The 20,265-nt window shown below is 69.5% G+C and carries 19 protein-coding genes and 1 tRNA gene; 16 read left to right on the top strand and 4 right to left on the bottom strand.

Annotated features, from left to right (window positions below):
• Window positions 1-102: 102 nt before the first annotated feature.
• A complete protein-coding gene (locus ACSQ18_RS12125; RefSeq protein ID WP_436037644.1) occupies window positions 103-1,545 on the bottom strand; it encodes a DUF222 domain-containing protein in 1,443 nt (480 codons plus the stop codon).
• A gap of 64 nt (window positions 1,546-1,609) precedes the next feature.
• Here ACSQ18_RS12125 and ACSQ18_RS12120 point away from each other — a divergent pair, with 64 nt between their 5' ends.
• The 5 genes from ACSQ18_RS12120 to ACSQ18_RS12100 all read left to right on the top strand — a co-directional run bounded on the left by ACSQ18_RS12120 (window position 1,610) and on the right by ACSQ18_RS12100 (window position 6,184).
• Window positions 1,610-1,864, top strand: a complete 255-nt coding sequence (locus tag ACSQ18_RS12120; RefSeq protein ID WP_436037643.1) for a hypothetical protein — start codon at window positions 1,610-1,612, stop codon at window positions 1,862-1,864.
• A gap of 53 nt (window positions 1,865-1,917) precedes the next feature.
• Entirely contained in the window at window positions 1,918-2,583 is a 666-nt protein-coding gene (ubiE, locus tag ACSQ18_RS12115; RefSeq protein WP_436038437.1) for a bifunctional demethylmenaquinone methyltransferase/2-methoxy-6-polyprenyl-1,4-benzoquinol methylase UbiE, read from the top strand.
• Between the two features lie 105 nt (window positions 2,584-2,688).
• Complete coding sequence (locus ACSQ18_RS12110; protein ID WP_436037642.1) at window positions 2,689-3,750, top strand: polyprenyl synthetase family protein; 1,062 nt, start codon at window positions 2,689-2,691, stop codon at window positions 3,748-3,750.
• Window positions 3,751-3,818: 68 nt separating this feature from the next.
• Complete coding sequence (locus ACSQ18_RS12105; RefSeq protein WP_436037640.1) at window positions 3,819-5,192, top strand: FAD-dependent oxidoreductase; 1,374 nt, start codon at window positions 3,819-3,821, stop codon at window positions 5,190-5,192.
• A gap of 23 nt (window positions 5,193-5,215) precedes the next feature.
• A complete protein-coding gene (locus ACSQ18_RS12100) occupies window positions 5,216-6,184 on the top strand; it encodes an alpha/beta hydrolase (protein ID WP_436037638.1) in 969 nt (322 codons plus the stop codon).
• 23 nt (window positions 6,185-6,207) lie between these two features.
• On the opposite strand, the gene ACSQ18_RS12095 is transcribed toward ACSQ18_RS12100, so the two are convergent.
• A complete protein-coding gene (locus ACSQ18_RS12095) occupies window positions 6,208-8,406 on the bottom strand; it encodes an FG-GAP-like repeat-containing protein (protein WP_436037637.1) in 2,199 nt (732 codons plus the stop codon).
• A gap of 92 nt (window positions 8,407-8,498) precedes the next feature.
• Entirely contained in the window at window positions 8,499-8,987 is a 489-nt protein-coding gene (locus ACSQ18_RS12090; protein ID WP_144806136.1) for a YajQ family cyclic di-GMP-binding protein, read from the bottom strand.
• A 380-nt stretch (window positions 8,988-9,367) separates the two neighbouring features.
• On the opposite strand from ACSQ18_RS12090, the gene ACSQ18_RS12085 reads away from it, so the two are divergent.
• The 10 genes from ACSQ18_RS12085 (at window position 9,368) to ACSQ18_RS12040 (ending at window position 18,740) form a co-directional block, all read left to right on the top strand.
• Entirely contained in the window at window positions 9,368-10,489 is a 1,122-nt protein-coding gene (locus tag ACSQ18_RS12085) for a LacI family DNA-binding transcriptional regulator (protein WP_144806135.1), read from the top strand.
• 9 nt (window positions 10,490-10,498) lie between these two features.
• Complete coding sequence (locus tag ACSQ18_RS12080; protein ID WP_144806134.1) at window positions 10,499-11,791, top strand: extracellular solute-binding protein; 1,293 nt, start codon at window positions 10,499-10,501, stop codon at window positions 11,789-11,791.
• A 71-nt stretch (window positions 11,792-11,862) separates the two neighbouring features.
• A complete protein-coding gene (locus tag ACSQ18_RS12075; RefSeq protein WP_436037634.1) occupies window positions 11,863-12,804 on the top strand; it encodes a carbohydrate ABC transporter permease in 942 nt (313 codons plus the stop codon).
• On the top strand, window positions 12,804-13,745 hold the full coding sequence (locus ACSQ18_RS12070; RefSeq protein ID WP_436037632.1) for a carbohydrate ABC transporter permease: 942 nt from the start codon (window positions 12,804-12,806) through the stop codon (window positions 13,743-13,745). The genes ACSQ18_RS12075 and ACSQ18_RS12070 overlap by 1 nt, the downstream gene beginning before the upstream one ends.
• 56 nt (window positions 13,746-13,801) lie before the next feature.
• The gene (locus tag ACSQ18_RS12065; protein WP_436037630.1) at window positions 13,802-14,770 is read left to right on the top strand and encodes a family 43 glycosylhydrolase; all 969 of its coding nucleotides are present in this window, start codon (window positions 13,802-13,804) and stop codon (window positions 14,768-14,770) included.
• 9 nt (window positions 14,771-14,779) lie between these two features.
• Entirely contained in the window at window positions 14,780-15,268 is a 489-nt protein-coding gene (locus tag ACSQ18_RS12060) for an FBP domain-containing protein (RefSeq protein WP_301037980.1), read from the top strand.
• A gap of 85 nt (window positions 15,269-15,353) precedes the next feature.
• A tRNA-Tyr gene (locus ACSQ18_RS12055) sits at window positions 15,354-15,438 on the top strand.
• Window positions 15,439-15,547: 109 nt separating this feature from the next.
• Window positions 15,548-16,486: an SH3 domain-containing protein gene (locus tag ACSQ18_RS12050; protein WP_436037628.1), complete on the top strand. Its 939-nt coding sequence runs from the start codon at window positions 15,548-15,550 to the stop codon at window positions 16,484-16,486.
• A gap of 127 nt (window positions 16,487-16,613) precedes the next feature.
• Window positions 16,614-17,732: a hypothetical protein gene (locus tag ACSQ18_RS12045; protein WP_436037627.1), complete on the top strand. Its 1,119-nt coding sequence runs from the start codon at window positions 16,614-16,616 to the stop codon at window positions 17,730-17,732.
• A gap of 75 nt (window positions 17,733-17,807) precedes the next feature.
• Window positions 17,808-18,740, top strand: a complete 933-nt coding sequence (locus tag ACSQ18_RS12040) for a VOC family protein (protein WP_436037625.1) — start codon at window positions 17,808-17,810, stop codon at window positions 18,738-18,740.
• Window positions 18,741-18,761: 21 nt separating this feature from the next.
• On the opposite strand, the gene ACSQ18_RS12035 is transcribed toward ACSQ18_RS12040, so the two are convergent.
• Window positions 18,762-19,241 (bottom strand): MarR family winged helix-turn-helix transcriptional regulator, encoded by a 480-nt coding sequence (locus tag ACSQ18_RS12035; RefSeq protein WP_436037624.1) that lies wholly within the window; start codon window positions 19,239-19,241, stop codon window positions 18,762-18,764.
• A 100-nt stretch (window positions 19,242-19,341) separates the two neighbouring features.
• On the opposite strand from ACSQ18_RS12035, the gene ACSQ18_RS12030 reads away from it, so the two are divergent.
• Window positions 19,342-20,253, top strand: coding sequence for a hypothetical protein (locus ACSQ18_RS12030; protein ID WP_436037623.1), 912 nt, complete (start codon window positions 19,342-19,344; stop codon window positions 20,251-20,253).
• The last annotated feature ends 12 nt before the right edge of the window (window positions 20,254-20,265 follow it).

Raw genomic sequence — 20,265 nt, 5'->3', positions numbered from 1 at the left:
GCTCGGGGCGGGGCGGGGCGGGGCGGGGCGGGGCGGGGCGGGGCGTCGGACGTCAACGACTTCGCGTCGGGGAGGCGGTCAGCGTCGAGGAAGCGCGCCGGGTTAGCACGGTGGTGGTTCGGCGGGCGGACCCGTGTCGGCCGTGACTGTCGCCGTCTCCTGTTCCGTGGTGACGGTGAACACGAGGGTGCGGGCGGGGTGGTCGGGGTAGTCGCGTCCGGTGGGGCTGGTCCAGTGGAGGATGCCGTCGGGTGTCTGCCTGACCCGCCAGGCGGAGTTGTGTTTCAACGTGTGGTGGCGTCGGCAGAGGTGGGCGAGGTTGGTGAGCTCGGTGGGGCCGTCGTGTTCGCGGGCGATGGTGTGGTCGATGTCGGACCGGCCGGTGGGCATGCGGCAGCCGGGGAACCGGCAGTGTTCGTCTCTGACGCGGAGGGTGCGTTTGAGGTGGTCGGAGGGCCGGTACCTGTCGATGGCGAGGACGTTTCCGGTGATGGGGTGGGTGAGTACCCGGTCCCACCCTGTCGCGGTGCCGGCCAGCCGGAGAGCGGTGGCCGTGTCGATCGGGCCTTTGCCGACCAGTTCGGCGGGGGCGTCGTCCGCCCCGACCGCGGTGAGCACCGGGACGGTGACCTGCACGCGGGCGATGATCGCCTCCCCGGCGGGGATCGCGTCGTTTGAGACGTCGGGTGAGGCGTGTCCGGTGAGGAGGAGGTCGGCGAACACGTCAGCCCGCACCTCGCTGACGCGGCGGGCGTCGATGGGGCGGGTGTCGGGGCGAGTGCCGGGCGTGTCGGCGTGGGGGAGGAGCGCACCGTCGGAGGTCGCGCCGACCGCGCCCGCGCCAGTGTTCACGCTGCCGGGGGTACCGCTCGTGTTCGCCCCGCCGCCCGTGAGCGCGCCTCGGGCGTCCATGACGCGTCTCGCGTATTGGTCGATGCGGTCGCGGATGCCGTGCGCGATCGCCGCGGGCAGGATCGCGATCAACTCCGCCATCCCGTCGTCGAGATCACGCACCCACACCTCCCGCTTGGTCGCGGCAGCCGTGTGACGTTCCTGCAGCGGGATCGGGTGCAACCGTGCGGCTAACAGCCGTGCGGCGGGCTTCAGGCGTCCTGGCGTCTCCCGCCGCGCGACTTCCAACGCCGCGTCTTCGAACACGGCCCGCGCGGCATCGTCCTCGATCGCCGCGCCCGTCTCGACGAGAACCCGCGCATGCCCGCGGGACACGTCTCCGGCGGCCCACGCGGCGAACGTCGCCGGGAACCGTTCGACGAGCACGACGGCATCCGACATGTGCTTCTGCACCGTCCGGTCCGACACCCGCGCGGCGGCACCGATCTGTGCCGCAAGGGAGCGGATCGGGATGTCGGTGACGGACGTCGGGCCGCCGGCATCCTGTGCCATCGCCTGGGCGATCTCGACCGCTTCGGCCAGCAGTGCGACCTCACGGGCTTGCGCTGCGGCGGCGTCGCGGCGGGCGTCGGCGAGCGCGCACAGCAGCGTGTCGATGCGCTGTTGCCATGCGGTCGGCGTGGTTCCTGTCATGCTCCGATTCTTCTCGGGGGCACCGACATTCAGGTCGACAAAACCCAGATCAAGAGTGCTTCCTGTGGACAACTTCCGACACGCCGAGGCTGTGGAGGAGGAGGCGGCGTTTCGTCTCGCTGCGCTCGCTCAACGACCGGATGGGCGGGTGCGCCGTTTCCGCTCGCTGCACTCGCTCAACGACCGCTCGCTCCACTCGCTCAACGACCGCTCGCTGCGCGCGCTCAACGACCGCTGGCCCACCCGCCGGCTCAGCCTCCCCGATCCTCCTCGCCGCGCACTCTCCTCACGCGTCCCCGCGCGTAGGATCGAACGGTGAGCGAACAGCCGAACCGCGCCGATCTTGGCAAAGATCCCGCCCGCGTGAGCGGCATGTTCGACGACGTGGCACCCGCGTACGACCGCACCAACACGGTGCTCAGTCTCGGCAACGATCGGTTGTGGCGGGTGGCGACGACGCGGGCGATCGCGCCGAAACCCGGCCAGCGCATCCTCGACCTCGCCGCCGGCACCGGTGCGAGCTCGGTGCCGCTCGCGCGCAGCGGCGCCGACGTCGTGGCCGCCGACTTCTCGCCCGGCATGCTCGCCGAGGGTCGTCGTCGGCACGGCGGCAACCCCCGGCTGTCGTTCGTGCAGGCGGATGCCATGGCGTTGCCCTTCGCGGATGGCGAGTTCGACACCGTGACGATCTCGTTCGGGCTGCGCAACGTCAACGAACCGAAGGTCGCTCTCGCCGAAATGCTGCGGGTCACGGCGCCCGGCGGGCGACTCGTCATCTGCGAGTTCTCCCACCCGCAGTCCAAGGCCTTCGCCGCGCTGTACGAGTTCTACAACGACCGCGTGCTGCCGACGGTGGCTCGCGCCGTCAGCTCGAACGCGGAAGCGTACGACTACCTCAACGAGTCGATCCAGGACTGGCCCGACCAACGCACGCTCGCCGGGTGGATTCGCGACGCGGGCTGGACCGACGTCGCCTATCGCGACCTCTCCTTCGGGATCGCCGCCCTCCACCGCGCCACCAAGCCCCGCACGACGTAGCTCCGCCCTCAGTCCCGCACGACCCAGTTCCACGCCACCAAACCCCGCAGGTACTTCACGGGCTCGGGCTGAACCGGCTCGTCGCGCTCCCGGTAGGCTGGAAGGGTGACTCCGAGCCCCACTGCGCCCGGCTCGCAGCTGGCGAGCCACCTCGGCATGACCGAGCGGATCTTCGGCGGACCCAAGATGCGACGTCTCGCCACGGTGGTCGAAGACGGGCTCGCGCGGGTCGAGGACAACCTCGCGGCGGAGCTCCACGTCGGCGATGCGCTGGCCGACGTCACGAGTCGCTATCTCTACGAGGCGGGCGGCAAGCGACTCCGCCCGATGCTGTCGCTCCTCACCTCTCAGCTCGGCGGGGGTGTCACCGACGACGTGATCGCCGGCGCTACCGCGCTCGAGATGACGCACCTCGGATCGCTGTACCACGACGACGTGATGGACGGTGCCGACGTGCGTCGCGGCGTGCCGAGTGCCCACGCGGTGTGGGGCAACAACGTCGCGATCCTCACGGGCGACCTGCTGTTCTCGCGGGCCAGCCAGCTCATGGCCCAGATCGGGGAGCGCGCCATCCGCCTCCAGGCCGATACGTTCGAGCGCCTCGTGCTCGGCCAGATGCACGAGACCGTCGGCGCGCAGGCCGGGGACGACCCCGTGGACTTCTACTTGCAGGTCCTCGCCGACAAGACGGGCTCGCTCATCGCCGCCGCCGGCCAGGTCGGCATCCTCTTCTCCGATGCGCCGGCCGAGTACGAGAAGCCCGTGCTGGAGTTCGGCGAGCGGGTCGGGATCGCCTTCCAGCTCCTCGACGACGTCATCGACCTCTCCGCGGATGCCGACGAGACCGGAAAGGTGCCCGGCACCGATCTGCGCGCCGGCGTCCCCACCATGCCGTATCTGCTGCTCGGGCGTGCGGCCGACCCGGCCTCGAAGGCGCTCAAGTCGGCGATCGACGACGGTGTCGCGCGCATCGCGGACGGTGCCGATCCTGCCCTGCTCGACGACGAGCTCGCGCGGCTCCGCGAGCACCCCGCGACCGAGGCGACGCGCCGGCTGGCGAACGAGTGGTCGCGCAACGCGGTCGCCGCGATCGAGCCGCTGCCCGTCGGGCCGGTGCGCGAGGCGCTCACCCGGTTTGCGCACGTCGTCGTCGACCGCTCCAGCTGACGCCGCGGCGGGCCGAACGGGCGCCGCCGCGACCTGCTCTACGACCGGATCCTCCGGAAAGGAAACTCATGACCAAGCTCAGGCTGGCCATCGTCGGCGCAGGACCCGCCGGCATCTACGCGGCGGACATCCTCTTGAAGGCCGAGCGCAAATTCGACGTCTCGATCGACCTCTTCGACCAGCTCCCCGCACCGTACGGTCTCGTCCGGTACGGCGTGGCTCCTGACCACCCGCGGATCAAGGGCATCATCACGGCCCTGCGCGACGTGCTCGACCGGGGTGACATCCGCATCTTCGGCAACGTCCGCTTCGGTGAGGACCTTCACCTCGAAGACCTCAAGAAGCACTACAACGCGGTGATCTTCGCAACGGGGGCGATCCGCGACGCGGCGCTCGACATCCCCGGCATCGACGCCGTCGGTTCGTACGGCGCCGCCGACTTCGTGAGCTGGTACGACGGGCACCCCGATTTCCCGAGGGAGTGGCCGCTGGATGCCTCGTCGGTCGCCGTGCTCGGAAACGGCAACGTGGCGCTCGATGTGGCGCGCATCCTCGCCAAGCATGTGGAAGACCTGCTGGTCACCGAGATCCCGGCGAACGTGCAGCACGGGCTGGAGGCGTCGCAGGTCACCGACGTGCACGTGTTCGGCCGCCGTGGTCCCGCGCAGGTGAAGTTCACGCCTCTCGAACTCCGCGAGCTCGGCGAGCTGCGTGACGTCGACTTGGTCGTGTACGACGAGGACTTCGACTACGACGACGCGAGTCGCGCGGCGATCGCGAGCAACAAGCAGGTCATGGTGATCGACCGGGTGCTGCAGTCGTGGCGTCAGCGTCCGAGCGTCAACAACGCGGGCGGAGAGGCGAGCCGACGGCTGCACCTGCACTTCTACGCGAAGCCCGTCGAGGTCAAGACCGACGACTCCGGCCGTGCGGCGGCGATCGTGTACGAGCGCACCCGGCCCGACGGCCAGGGCGGCGTGGTCGGCACCGGCGAGCTCCGTGAGATCGCCGTCCAGCAGGTGTACCGCGCGGTGGGCTACTTCGGCTCCCCGCTCAGCGGCATCCCGTTCGACAAGCGCCACGGCGTCATCCCCAATCACGAGGGACAGGTGCTCCACAAGGACTCCAACGAGCGTGTGCCGGGCGTGTACGCGACCGGATGGATCAAGCGCGGTCCCGTCGGACTCATCGGACACACCAAGTCGGATGCCATGGAGACGATCCGTCACCTCATCAACGACCAGGGCTCGTGGTGGAATCCCGAAGACCCGTCCGACGAGGCGATCCCGGCGCTGCTGGCCGAGCGCGGTGTCGCGTGGACGGATCTGGACGGCTGGCACCGCCTCGACGAGCACGAAGTCGGCCTCGGCGCCGCGCAGGAGCGCGCGCGTATCAAGGTCGTCGATCGCGACGAGATGGTCCGGGTCTCCCGCGGGGAGTGATCCTCCCGGGCGAGGTGGTCGGCATGGCGGGCTCCTGGCATCCGGACGTCTTGGGGGAGCCGTACGAGCAGCAGACCCTGCCCCTCGGGCAGGACCGAGAGGGCGAGCTCGTCGCCACGCTCGTGAGACGGATGCCGAGCGCGTTCCAGCGACTGTTCGGACCGTTGCGGGACGTCGACGTGCTCTACGTCCACGGCTGGTCGGACTACTTCTTCCAGACGAGGCTCGCCGAGTTCTGGACCTCACGGGGGGCGCGGTTCCACGCGCTCGACCTCCGCAAGTACGGCCGAAGTCTCCGCGACGGACAGACCCCCGGATACACGACCTCTCTCGCCGACTACGACGCCGACATCGACGCGGCCCTCCGCGCCATGAGCGATGGTCGGCCTCGTCGCCTGGTGCTCGTCGGGCATTCGACGGGCGGGCTCATCCTCTCGCTGTGGGCTGCGCGTCATCCGGGAAGGGCGGCGGCGCTCGTGCTCAACAGTCCGTGGCTGGAGCTGCAGGTCGGTGCCTTCGGACGACAGGCGATCGCCCCGCTCGTGCGCGCGGCCGCGTGGGTCGATCCGCTGGGGCGGCATCCGGAGGTCGATCTCGGCTTCTACACGCGTGCGCAGCGGGAGCTCGGAACTCTTCCCGAGGGGCACGAGCGCTGGCGCCCGGCGCGAGGGTTCCCGACGCATCCCGGCTGGCTGTCCGCGATCCTCGCCGGTCACGCCACGATCGCCGCGGGCATCGATGTGGGGTGCCCGACCCTCGTTCTCCTTTCCACGGGCTGGACGTCGCCGGTGCAGTGGTCGCCCGCGATGACGTCGACCGACTCCGTGCTCGACGTCGACGAGATCGCCCGCGCCGCCACCCGGATCGGCAAGACGGTCACGCTCGTCCGCATCCCGCACGCCATCCACGACGTCTTCCTGTCGGCGCCCGACGCGCGCGACAGGGCGTACGACTCCCTCGACAACTGGCTCACCGGAGGTGCCCTCGGCTGAGGGCCACGATCCCCCCGAGGCGCTCAGCCGGCGCTGAGTCCGCGCGGCTTGGTGCGAACCTTCCAGTTGCCCGTCGACTTCCCCCACCCGTAGTCGGGGTTCCAGTGGGCCGCGGCGTCGAAGCGGCTCCCGGAGCTCAGCGCGACGTGCACGCCGTGCCGGGCGAAGCCGACGATGTCTGCACGGCCGTCACCATCCACGTCGGCGACGGCGCGGGGCATGACACCGAGGGTCCACTCCGTCGAGCCGAAGTCCGTCGTCCACCGCGCCGCGGAGGTGAACGCCGATCCCGTGTTGCGCGCCACCCACACCCCGCCGGTGCGGAAGCCGACGATGTCGGGTCGGCCATCGCCGTTCACGTCAGCGATCACGCGTGAGTCTCGCGTGGTGCGCCATCCGCGCGACCCGGAGTCCTGACCGAAGCTGGAACTCCACCGACGCGCCGTGGCGAACGATGACCCCGTGTTCAGTGCGACGTAGACGCCGTCGCGGCCGAAGCCGACCACGTCGAGCCGTCCGTCGGCGTTCATGTCGACGAGTTGCCTCGGGGTCACGTCGGCGCGCCACCCGCGATCGAGGCCGAAGGCCGCGGTCCAGCGCGAGGGTGCGGCGAAACCGCTTCCTGTGCTGAGCGCCACCTGCACTCCCGACGCACCGAAGCCGATGACGTCAGCGCGGCCGTCGCCGTTCACGTCGGTGACGAACCGCTGATGGCGTGTGGTATCCCACGAACCCGCTTCCGATCCGCCCATCGCGCTCAGCCAGCGCCGGGATGCCGCGAACGAGCTGCCCTGGTTGAGCGCGACCGACACGCCGTACTTGCCGAAGGCGACGATGTCGAGGCGGTCGTCGCCGTTGACATCGGCCAGGGTGCGCACGTGGCCGGACAGCGTCCATCCGTCGTTCGCGCCGAACTCGGTCGTCCACCGACTGGCGGATCCGAAGCCGCCGCTGCCGTTGCCGCGCGCGACGAACACCCCCGACCCGGTGAAGCCGACGATGTCGGGTGCCCCGTCTCCGTCCACGTCCATCACCATGCGGAGTGTCTTGGAGGTGGTCCAACCGGTCTCGGACCCGAAGCTCGACAAGGCCCGGGTCGACGTCGTGAACACCGAGCCGGTGCTCCGACTGACCATGACGCCCTTCGAGCCGAATCCGACGATGTCGGCACGGCCGTCGCTGTTGAGGTCGGTGTCCCAGGCGTTGATCTCGGCGCGGTCGTCGATGCCGTTGCCGTTGGTGTCGGGGAGCACCGCCTTCGGGCTGGACGGCCCGATGCGTGTGGACGCGGTGAGGCAGCAGGTCACGCGGCGAGAGGTGAGCACCGTCGCGCCGGACATGTCGCGCCACACGCCGTTGTACGAACCGCTCGTGTCGTACAGCTCGAACCGGTCGAACTGCACGCCGCTGACCGGGATGTACTGACGCTTGCCGCTTGGAACATCGACCACCTCGTTCAGGATCGACAGGTGCACGTGCTTGCTGTCACCCGGCGTCCCGCCGCACGGCAGCGTCTGACCGGCCAACCCGAGCGCCGTGCCCGCCTCCACCCAGGAGCCGACGAGGCCCGACTTCGCCTCGCGCAAGTGGTAGTACTCCGACATCCACCCGCCGCCGTGGTCGATTCCGAGGAACCAGCCTCCCGCGCAGCTCACGCGGTACACGCGTCCGGCAGCGATCGCCCGGACCACGGTGGTACTCGAGCCCAGCGGTGCGAAGTCGATCGCGCCCTGGTAGATGCCGTCGCTGTCGGCGTGCGGTCCGCTCGCACCCCAGCGCTTGCCCGGCGACCAGGGGAAGTGGAACACCGGCTGCGGGCCATACTTCGCCGCGAGGCGCGCCGTCGGGGCGATGGAGAGCGAAGAGGACCACGGGATCTCACGCGTCAGCGGCATCGTGGGACCGTCCGTGTGGTGCTCGGCCTCTTCCTCTGGTTCGGCGGGCGTCGCCGTCGACGTCGGAAGCGGCTTCGGCAGGGCCGTCGGCGACGGAGAAGCGGATGCCGACGGCGTCGGAGTCGGGCTCGCGTCGGACGTGGGGCTCGGCGAGGCTTCGGCGGTGGACTCCGGAGACGGTCCGGCCGCGGGCGAGGCGGTGGGGGACGCGGTGACCTCCGGCGCGGGGCTCGCGGCATCCGCGACTGCCGCCTCCAGGGGCACGAGAGACAGTACGAGGCCGACGACGGCCGACACCCTCACGACGTTGAAACCTGCTCTGACCATCCACCCTCTCCGGGATCTCCCCAGATCGAGTCTTCAGCCTACGTGGTCAAAACTCCCCCGAGTTCAGGGTTGACGCCGGATCGCGCGGCGCGCTAGCGGTAGTTGACGAATTGGAGGTCGACGTCGAGGTCGGCCGCCTTCAACAGTCGCTGCACCTCTTGCAGGTCGTCGCGCGACTTCGACTGCACGCGCAGTTCGTCGCCCTGGATCTGCGACTTCACCGACTTCGGGCCCTCGTCGCGGATGAGCTTGCCGATCTTCTTCGCGTTCTCCTGCGAGATGCCCTCTTTCAGCGTCGACGTCAGGCGGTACTCTTTGCCGCTGACGACCGCCTCGCCCGACTCGAGCGACTTGAGCGAGATGCCGCGCTTGATGAGCTTGGACTGGAACACGTCGAGCACGGCCTTGGCGCGGTCCTCGCTGTTGGCCTTGATGAGGATGGCCTCGCCGCTCCACTCGATGGACGCGCCGGTGCCCTTGAAGTCGTAGCGCTGCTCGACCTCCTTGCGGGCCTGGTTGAGCGCGTTGTCCGCCTCCTGGCGGTCGATCTTGGAGACGATGTCGAACGAAGAGTCAGCCATGAGGGAAGTCTATCCGGGGGGCTCCCGCCCGTCAGGGGTGGGCTCGGCGGCCGCGGGGACAGGAGCGCCTCGGCCGATGGGAGGCACGCGCCTCGGCGGATGGGAGGAGATCGGCGGATCGGAGGGCCCGACACGCGCGATGCGCCCTCCGCAGCGCCGATCTCCTCCGCTGTGCCGCCCCGGTGAGCCGCTGTGCGCCCGGGTGACCGCCCCAGGCGAGAGCCGCCTGTGCCGCCCCTGTGCCGCCCCGGCGAACCGTCCATGCCGCGGCGATCTCGTGGAGAGGTGTTGACGACTACGACGTTCGTGTCCTACTATCCGATAAAACGTTTTATCAAAGCAGTGAAACGACCGATCAGCACAAGGATGTGAGGTGGGGCATGGGCAGGGCACGCATCTTCGACGTCGCCGCCGCCGCCGGCGTATCGGTCACCACCGTCTCACTCGTGCTCAACAACGCGCAGTCGCGCATCTCCGAAGACACCCGGCAGCGCGTGCGTGAGGCCGCCGACGCGGTGGGCTACTCCGCGAGCGCCGTCGCGCGCGGCCTGCGCACCCAGCGCACCCGGATCGTCGGGCTCATCTCCGACCAGATCGCCACGACGCCGTTCGCGGGGCGCATGCTCGCCGGAGCCCAGGATGCCGCCCGAGAGAACGGCCACATGGTCATGCTCGTCGACACCGGCGGCGACGCCGACGTCGAGACCGAGGCGGTGCGTGCGATGACGGCGCAGCAGGTGGATGCCGTGCTGTACGCAGCCATGTGGCACCGGGCCGCGACCGCACCGGTGGGCCTGCCGCACGGCACCGTCATGCTCGACTGCTATCCGGCCGCGGGCGGCTTCCGCAGCGTCGTGCCCGACGACCGCGCCGGGGGAGAAGCCGCCGTGCGCGAGCTCCTCGCCGCCGGCCACACCCGGATCGCCTACCTCGACACGATCGACCCGGAACCGATCGCCTCCCGCTTGCGTCACGACGGCTACCTCGCCGCGCTCGCCGAGGCCGGCATCGAGGCCGATCCCGCCCTCCACGTGCAGGGCGAGACGTCGGCGCAGGGCGGGAGGGAAGCGGCCGATCGGCTGCTCGACCTCCCCGAGGACCAGCGCCCGACCGCGATCTTCTGCTTCAACGACCGCATGGCGATCGGCGTGTACACCGCCGCCCATCGCCGCGGCCTCGGCATCCCGCGAGACCTCTCCGTCGTCGGCTACGACGACCAGCAGCTGGTCGCCGCGGAACTCGATCCCCCTCTCACCACCATCGCTCTGCCCCATTACGAGATGGGTCGCTGGGCGATGGAGGTCGCGCTCGGCGTCCGCGCGGAAGGGGATGAGGATGCCGCACACCGAATGGAGTGTCCCGTCGTCCGACGAGACTCTGTGGGCCCGCCGCCGGCGCAAGTCGCCAAACGAGACCGACGACGGGCTTCACACGCAACCGAAGGGCCGCGCTCGGCGGCCCCCGATCAGGTACCCGACGTGGGCGTCGGGCACCAGGAATAGGAAACCACAATGACGCGCAGAACGTCGCCCCTCTTCGTCGCGGCGGGACTGGTCACCGTCCTCGCCCTGACGGGATGCGGCCAGGCCGGTCAGGGAACCACGACCGGCGAGGACGGCCGCACCCAGCTCACGATGTGGACGCACTCGGCGGGCAACGCCGCCGAACTCGAGGTGTACGAGCGGATTATCTCCGACTACAACGCCTCGCAGGACGAGTACGAGGTCGTGCACGAGTCCTTCCCGCAGGGCGCCTACAACGACGCGATCGTGGCGGCCGCCGCCTCCGGCGACCTCCCGTGCCTCCTCGACCTCGACGGCCCGATCATGCCCAACTGGGCATGGGCGCAGTACCTGCAGCCCCTCGGCATCTCCAGCGAGATCACCGACTCGCTGCTGCCGACCGCCGTCGGAAAGTGGGACGGCGAGATCTACTCGGCGGGCTACTGGGATGCCGCGCTGTCGATCTTCGCGCGCAAGTCCGTGCTGGAAGGCAACGGCATCCGCATTCCGAGCACCGACCAGCCGTGGACCAAGGACGAATTCGACGCGGCGCTCGCCACGCTGAAGGATGCCGGTTACGACACGCCCATCGACATCGGCGCCGAGGACACCGGTGAGTGGTGGCCCTACGCCTACTCGCCCCTCCTGCAGAGCTTCGGCGGTGACCTGATCGATCGCGACACGATGCTCAGCGCCGACGGGTCGCTCAACGGCGACGCCGCCGTGGCCTGGGGAACCTGGTTCCAGGAGCTGTTCGACAAGGGATACGCGAGCAACTCCGGCACCGTCGGCAATCAGGAGTTCGTCGACGACGAGGTCGCCCTCAGCTACACGGGCGTGTGGAACGCCCTGGCATCCGTCGAAGCGATCGGCGACGACCTGCTGATCCTCCCGCCGCCGGACTTCGGCAACGGCCCGAAGATCGGTGGCGGCTCGTGGCAGTGGGCGATCTCGTCGAGCTGCAACGACGCCGAGGGTGCACGCGACTACCTCGAGTTCAGCTTCAACGACGAGTACATCACCGAGTTCGCGGACAAGCAGATCGTGATCCCCGCGACGGAGGCGGCCGCTCAGGCGTCGAAGTACTTCGGTGACGACGGTGTGCTCCGTCCGTTCGTGGAGCTCTCGCAGAAGTACGCGGTGCTGCGTCCGGAGACCCCGGCCTACGCGGTGATCTCGACCACGTTCGAGACGGCGGCGAAGAACATCATGAGCGGTGCCGATGTGAAGAGCACGCTCGATCAGGCCGTCACCGACATCGACGCGAACATCGCGTCGAACGACGGGTACGGCTTCCAGTGATCGGTGCGGAGGGGGCCCGCGACCGGGCCCCCTCCCCTCCGTGGACCTGCTGCTGAAAGGCACGACTCCTCATGACTGTCACACCTCCCACGGTGGCAGCCGAGACTCCTCGGCGCGCACTCCACCGTCTTCGCACGAGCCGCGGCCGCCAGGCGTGGGCCGGGTGGGGGATGATCGCCCCCGCCGCGATCCTCCTGCTCCTGTTCCTCGTGATCCCCGTGATCCTCGCCTTCACGCTCTCGTTCACGAACGCGCGACTGATCTCGCCCAACCCGCCGCGCTTCGTCGGCATGGACAACTTCATCCGCGCCTTCACCGCCGACCCCGTCTTCGTGCAGTCGATCGGCAATACGGCGCTCTTCGCGCTCGTCGTCGTTCCAGTGCAGGCGGGACTGGGACTCGCCCTCGCCGTGCTCGTCAACCGCAGGCTGCGGGGAACCACGTTCTTCCGGGTCGTGTTCTTCATCCCGGTCGTGACCTCCATCGTCGTCGTCTCGATCCTCTGGAAGTTCCTCTACCGCGAGGACGGGCTCGTCAACTCGATGATCGACGCGGTGACCTTCGGGCTGTGGAGCGGCACGGACTGGCTCAACGATCCGTCCACCGCACTCGGGGCGATCATCGTCATGTCGATCTGGCAGGCCGTCGGATTCCACATGATCATCTGGCTGTCGGGCCTTCAGACCATCCCGGAGGAGCTGTACGAAGCTGCGCGAATGGACGGTGCGAGCCCGTGGCGCCAGTTCACCAACGTCACCTGGCCGGGACTGCGACCCACGATGGTGTTCGTGCTCGTCACGATCACGATCGCCGCGCTCGGCCTCTTCGTGCAGATCGACGTCATGACCCAGGGGGGCCCGCAGGGCGCCACCTCCACCATCGTCTTCCACGCCGTGCGCAAGGGATACGAGCAGCAGGAGATCGGCTATGCGGCGGCCATCTCACTCATCTTCTTCGTCGCCGTGCTCATCATCGCGCTCATCCAGCGCCGCCTCACCCGGGAGAAGGACTGATGACCGACACCCTCGCCCCGCCCGCCCGCTCGCGTCAGAACGCGCGGCGCGCGCCCCGGTCCGCCGCGACCTCCCGCCGATGGGGCGTCGTCGCGACCTACGTCGCGATGTCGCTGCTGGCCGTGGTCTTCCTGTTCCCGCTCGTGTTCATGTTCGTCTCCAGCCTCAAGCCCGACGCGCAGATCCTGCAGGACATCGACTCTCCGATGGCGTTCCTGCCGGTCGGCGACATCAGCCTCGACAACTACTTCGGTGTCTTCGACCGCGTGCCGGTCGCGCAGTTCATGTTCAACTCGGTGCTGGTCACCGTGCTGACCGTGGGGCTCGGGCTCGTGGTCAACTCGATGGCGGGCTTCGCGCTGTCGCGACTCGCGTGGCGCGGCCGCATCGTCGTGCTCGCCATCATCATCGCGACGCTGATCGTGCCCTTCGAGACGATCGCGGTGCCGATGGTCTACTGGGTGGCGCAGTTGCCGACGCTCGTGTTCGAGGGCGGTGTGCTGAAGTACGACTTCGGATGGCTCAACACCTACGAAGTGCAGATCGTGCCGTTCATCGCCAACGCGTTCTCGATCTTCCTGTTCACGCAGTACTTCTCCACCATTCCGAAGTCGCTCGACGAGGCCGCCCGTATCGATGGGGCGAGCTGGTTCGGGATCTACCGCCGCATCATCGTGCCCCTGTCCGGGCCGGCGTTCGCCACGGTCGCAATCCTCACCTTCCTGCCCGCCTGGAACCAGTACCTCTGGCCGCTGATGGTCGTGCAGAAGGAGAACCTGCGGCCCGTCATGGTCGGCATGCAGTACTTCTTCCAGCTCAACACCGCCTGGGGCGAGGTGATGGCCTACACCTCGATGATCACGATCCCGGTGCTCGTCGTCTTCCTCGTCTTCCAGCGGGCGTTCGTCAGTTCCATCGCGGCCAGCGGCGTCAAGGGATGACCGTCCTCGTCGTCCCTTCCGCCCGCCCCCACGACCTCCAGTAAGGAACCTCTCTCTTGTTCGACCTCCCCGACTCCTGGGTGTGGGACTTCTGGTTCGCCGACGACGGCGACCGGTACCACCTCTTCTTCCTCTACGCCTCCCGCGCCCTGCACGATCCGGACGCGCGTCACTACCGCGCGTCCGTCGGTCACGCCGTGTCCGACGACCTCATCGAGTGGACGCGCATCGAGGATGCCCTCGTCCGCGGCGATGCGCCCGCGTTCGACGACCTCGCCACCTGGACGGGGTCGACGGTGCGGCATCCGGACGGCACCTGGTACCTCTTCTACACCGGCTCCTCACTGGCATCCGGCGGGAAGAACATCCAGCGCATCGGCTACGCCACCTCCCGAGACCTCCTCACCTGGCACAAGGCGCCGGGGCCCGTGCTGGAGGCGGCCGGCCCCTGGTACGAGACCATCGACAGCGGAGCGTGGCACGACGAGGCGTTCCGCGATCCGTGGGTGTTCCCCGATCCGGATGGCGACGGCTGGCACATGTACGTGACGGCGCGCGCGCCGCACGGGCCCGTCGATGGTCGAGGCGTGATCGGTCACGCCTGGTCGGCCGACCTGAGGGAGTGGGAGCTGCGCGAGCCGGTGAGCGTGCCGAGCGAGGCGGGGTTCGGGCAGCTCGAGGTCACCCAGGTGGAAGTCGTCGACGGCCGCGCGGTGCTGCTGTTCTCGTGCCTGGCCGAGCACTCGATGCCGTCGCGTCGAGGGGAGCGGGGCGGTACGTGGGCGATCCCCGCCGACAGCGTGCTCGGGCCGTTCGACGTCGACCGCGCTCAGCGGCTCACCGGCGAGGACCTCTACGTCGGGCGGCTCCTGCGCCGCCGGGACGACGGACGCTGGCTGCTGTTCGCGTTCCGCAACGTCGGCGAGGACGGGCGCTTCGTGGGAGGCGTCACCGATCCGATGCCCGTCGCGTGGAAGGGCGATGCGCTCGCCGTCGTCGAGCCGGCGACGGTGACGGGTTCGTAGACTGGGGGGATGCAGCCGCTCACCGAGGATGAGGTGCGCGCGGTCCTCGTGAACGCCGCACCCGACGAACTCGACCGGGTCGCCCTGCCCCCGGATTTCCTGCTCGTCGACTGGGACCACCTCGACTTCCTGGCTTGGCGCGATCCTCGCACCCGCAGCCGTGCCTACGTCGTGGCCGAGATCGACGGTTCGCCCACGGGTGTCGTGCTCCGCGCCACCGACGGTTCGGGTCGTGGCCGCCCCGCCATGTGCAATCTGTGTCACACGATGCAGCCCGGCGACCAGGTGGCCCTGTTCACCGCACGGCGGGCGGGGGATGCCGGTGCCCGCGGCGACAGCGTCGGCACCTACGTCTGCGCCGACCTGGGGTGCCACGAGAACGTGCGGCTGGCCGCGCCGCTCGCTCCCAGCGAGGTGCGCGCGAGCGTCGACAGGCGCATCGACGGCACCCGGCATCGCGTGGAGTCGTTCGTGGAGCGGGTCGTCGTCGCGGCGTGAGCGTGGTTTTTCGCACGCGCGTCGTGCAGGTAAGATAGGTGATCGCGCCTCCGGTCGACTGCACAAGCCGGGCGGGTGCGCACCTGGCGAGTTACCCAAGCGGCCAAAGGGATCTGACTGTAAATCAGCCGTCTTAGACTTCGGGGGTTCGAATCCCTCACTCGCCACCACCGCATCACCGCGGACGGCCCCGATCGGACAGAAGTCCGGACGGGGCCTCTTCTTTTTCCCCACGGCACAGGAGCGCGCGATTCGGCCAGCAGGTGGCAGGATGAGCGCATGCCCCCGCGTCGCACCTCTCGCAGCCTCGTCGCCATCGCCGCCGCTGCCGTTTTCGCCCTCACCGTCGGACTCGTGGGGGTGAGCCCTGCGCTGAGCGCCACGGCCGCCCCGATCGAGGAGCCGATCACCCCCGCCGTCGCGCGCATCGTGACGGTCGACACGACCGTGCGGGCCGAGCCGTCGCACAGTGCGGCCGCGGTCGAGATGTTGGCGGCCGGCGACGAGGTGTCGGTGTCGGCGCAGGTGCCCGCGTGGCGGAAGATCAGCGTGGACGGCGTTGAGGGGTGGGTTCCCTACTCGGTCACGCAGGTGGTGCCGACGGAGTTCGAAGGGGGGCGGGGTTTCCCCCGCGAACTGACCGCCGATGTGACGCTTCGCGCTCAGCCCGGCGAGAAGGCAGTCGCGGTGGCCACCGTGCTGAAGCACTCCTACGTCAAGGCGTACGCCACGGCCGGCACGTGGCGCAAGATCGAAACGGCGAACGGCACCGGATGGGTGATGTCGTCGAAAATCATCAAACCCACCTACACGTCGTACGCCGCGACGAAAGACCTGAATGTCCGCGCCAGCGCCTCGGGTTCGACGGAGATCGTGCTCACCCTAAAGAAGGGCCAGAAGGTCGTCGTGCTCGGCACGCGTGACGGCTGGAGCAGCGTGCGGGCCGGCTCCTACGGGGCAGCGGCCGCGACCTACAGCGGGTGGACGACCTCCAAGTACTTGGTGCCCACCAATATCCGCGTCACCGAGACCGCGCTGAACCTGCGGACGAAAGCCTGGACGGGCTCGGTCGTCACGGTGATCCCCAAGGGGGCGAAGGTCACGCTGACAGGCTCGTCCGTGAGCAACTGGTCGCGCTCCCCGAAGACGTGGCGCGAGGTCAGGTACGGGTCGTACCGCGGCTGGGTGGCAGCGGCCTACTTGGCGCTGCCCTACTGAGCCGACTCGCCGTCCTCACGGCTCGCGCGGGTAGCATCGGCCGCGAGGACCTATGCATTCGCCCCTGACGAGATTCCGCCGCGCGACTGCGGCGATCCTCGCGGCGGCGAGCGTGATTCTCGGATCGATGATCGCCGCACCCCCCGCGGTCGCGGCGACCGCTCCGCTTCCGAGCACGATCGTCGACGGCGGCACCCTCATCAGCGACGCCGAGTTCTACCGTTCCGGGTCGATGACCGCATCGGCGGTGCAGTCGTTCCTGGCATCCAAAGTCCCGACCTGCAAGGCGAAGACCGGCTCGCCGACGTGTTTGAAGAGCTTCACGGTCGACGTGCCCGCCAAGGCCGCGGATGCCTATTGCGCGGCGCTGCCGAAGGCGACGAAAGCGCGGGCGTCGGCGGTGATCGTCGCCGTCGCGAAGGCGTGCGGGATCAACCCGAAGGTGATCCTCGTCATGCTCCAGAAGGAGCAGGGCCTCGTCACCTCGACCGCGCCGACGGAGTGGTCGTATCGCGCCGCGATGGGCCAGTCGTGTCCCGACACCGCTCCGTGCTCGGCGGCGGCGGCGGGCTTCGTCAATCAGGTGTATCTCGGGGCGCGGCAGATGCAGATCTACACGAAGAAGCCTGAGGCGTTCCGCTACCGCGCAGGACAGACCAACACGATCCTCTGGCACCCGGATGCCGGTTGCGGCACCTCCCGGGTGTTCATCACCAATCAGGCGACGGCGAACCTCTACAACTACACGCCGTATCGCCCGAACCTGTCGGCGCTCAACGCCGGCTACGGCTCGGGAGACCCCTGCTCCACATACGGCAACCGCAACTTCTACAACTACTACGTGGACTGGTTCGCCCCGGACGTGAAGACGAGCACGGGGGCGCCGTCGACGGTCTCCTCGTGCCGGAAGCCGGTCGCCGACGACCTGCTGATCCCGCGCGCGAGTGTCGCCCGCATCAAGACGGATGCCACGACGGTGCGCACGGCCCCGTCCACCGCGTGCGCGGCAGGGCGCATCTCGGCGAAGAAGGGCACTCTCTACGTCATCACGGGGACGTACGCGGGATGGCTGCGGCTGAAGACGGGCGACGGCGCGACGCTCTGGACGTTCCGCACGAACGCGACGGTGATCGCTCTCACGCCGTCGCCGCTTCCGGGGCCGGTGCCCGAGCCGGCGCCCGTCCCCGCGCCGAAGCCCACGGCGAAGCCGGTGCCGACGGGCGCGCCCACGGCATCCGACGGCTGAGCGTCGTCACGCGGGAATACTCCGCACGTCAAGATGTTGTACCTACAACTGAATGATGCCCGAGCGGAGACGACCATGACCGACACCACCCCCGCACCTGCGGTGGCGCCTGACCGCGTGCTGAACCCCGACACGGGAATGGATGCCGTCACCCTCCGCGTCGGCGACCTCGATCTGATGTCGTCGTACTACTCCGCGGCGCTCGCGATGGAACCGCTGGAGGAGCGGTCGCGTGGCAGCGAAGTGCACCGCGTGCTCGGACGGGGAGCGACTCCGCTCGTGCGGCTCATCGCCACGCCGGGACTGCCGGCGGTCGACCCCCGTCAGGCGGGCCTCTTCCACACGGCCTTCCTCTTCGACGACGCGCCGTCGCTTGCGGCGACCGTGCTCCGTGCCGCGCAGGACCCTCGGAGCAGGTTCGCCGGGTCGAGCGACCACCTCGTCAGTGAGGCCTTCTACTTCACCGATCCGGAGGGGAACGGGATCGAGCTGTACACCGACCGCGCGCGCGACCAGTGGCGCTACGCGGCCGGTGAGCTGCAGATGTCGACGCTCTACCTCGACCCGAACGCGTACCTCCAGAAGCATCTGACCGACGCGGCGGTGGCGGGGGCGGCCGCTGCACACGGGAAGGTCGGCCACGTGCACCTGCAAGTCGGTGACATTCCCACCGCGCGCGCCTTCTATATCGACGCGCTCGGCTTCGAGACGACGGTCGGGTCGTTCCCAGGAGCCCTGTTCGCGTCGGCCGGCGGCTACCACCACCACGTGGCGATGAACACCTGGAACAGCGCGGGCGCCGGGCCGCGCGCGGCGAGTCTCGGCCTCGGCGACGTGGCGCTCACCGTGCCCGCGCGCGACGACCTCGATGCGCTGGCGGCGCGCTTGCGGCACCACCGCCTGCCCTTCGCCGACCGGGGCAACGAGATCGTCGTGAGCGATCCGTGGGACACGCAGGTCACCGTCGCGCTTCCGGCGGCGGGCATCGACGACGTGCTGTCGCGCTGACCGAGCGCGAGCGGACCGACGTCAGGTACGGCCGAGGCGCCCTCGTGGGCCGAGGCGATCGACGAGCGGCTCCAGGGCGTCCGTCAGCGCGTCGAGCTCGGCGGGGGAGAGCCGATCGATGACGAGGTCGCGCACCAGCGCGAGGTGAGACGGCACCGCGCGGACGAGGTCGCGCCGGCCCGCCGTCGTCAGCCGGACGTTCACGATGCGGGCATCGTCCGTGCCGCCCACGCGTTCGACGAGGTCGCGTTCTGCGAGCTTTCCCACCACGCGTGAGAGCCGCGGCATCGTGGCGCTGACCGCCGCGGCCAGGTCCTTCGTCTGCAGGGTGGCGCCCGGGGCCTGCTGCAGCGTGGACAGCACCATGAACTCGAAGTGCGTCATCCCGGCATCCGCCTGCAGCTGCGCGTCGAGGGCGGCGGGGAGGAGTTCGGTCGTCCACACGAGGGCGAGCCATGCGCGCGACTGCCGCTCGTCCATCCGGGGAACCTGGTAGGCCATCTCGAGGGCGAGTCTACCGACCGCTGTGGACGCGCCATCACGTCGCCGGGGTCATCGTGCAAGGATGAGGGGAGGTACGGCCACGACCGGAGGAGCAACGGTGAGCGAACCCATCACGCATCCCAGTTCGAGCAGGATTCTGCGCGCATCCATCTGGGTGGCGATCGGCGCCCTCATCGCCGCCGCCGTCGTGTGCGTCGTGTGGGTGCTGGTCGGCGACGCGAACGGCATGATCGCGAAGGCCTTCCTCACGATCCTGCTGCTCGCCGCTTTCGCCGGCGTCGCGATCCTCGAGGCGAACCTCGCGGCGCGCCGACCCGCGTGGTTCGCGCTGGCGAGCATGGTCACGTGGGTGCTGATCCTGCTGGTGGGCGCCTTCCTCATCTGGATGCCGGAGGCCACCGGCGCCTTCGGCAGCGGCATCGAACGCTTCACGAAGTTCCTGCTGATCGTCCTGATCCTGCAGGGCGCGCTGCTGCACATCCGTCTCTTCTCGAAGGCGCACGACCGCCACCGCACGACGTTCACCGCGATCGTCACCTACGTCACGATCGGGCTCGTCGTCATCCTCGCCGTCATGCTGATCCTGCCGCTGATGATCGAGGAGTACGTCGACTTCCGCCCGTTCTACTGGCGCGTGGTCGTCGCCCTCGCGATCCTCGCGGCCGTCGGCACCGCGCTCGTGCCCCTCGTCAACGCGCTGTTCGCGCCGAAACGCCCCCGCCCGCAGGCGCCCGCGCCGTCGGCGTACTACGCGCCCGCCCCTCCCGCGGTGCCGCAGTGGCCGACCTACGCCGACGCCCGCACGCCCCTGCCCGCCCTACCCGACGGCTCGCCGGACTGGAACGCGTACTACACGGGTCAGCCCACCTACCCGGCCGCCGCTGCCGCTCCGGCCGTTGCCGCTCCGCCTGCGCCGGCGGCTCCGGCTGAGCCCGCCCCGCCGTCGGCCCCCGCGGCCGGTCAGGGTTACCAGGGCTACCCGCCGCCCCCTCCGCCGCCCCAGCAGTGAGGCGATCCGCGG

Source organism: Microbacterium sp. LjRoot45 (assembly GCF_964253325.1).
Taxonomy (GTDB): domain Bacteria; phylum Actinomycetota; class Actinomycetes; order Actinomycetales; family Microbacteriaceae; genus Microbacterium.
Note: the sequence above shows the minus strand (reverse complement) of the source record. Positions and strands in the feature narration are given on the sequence as shown.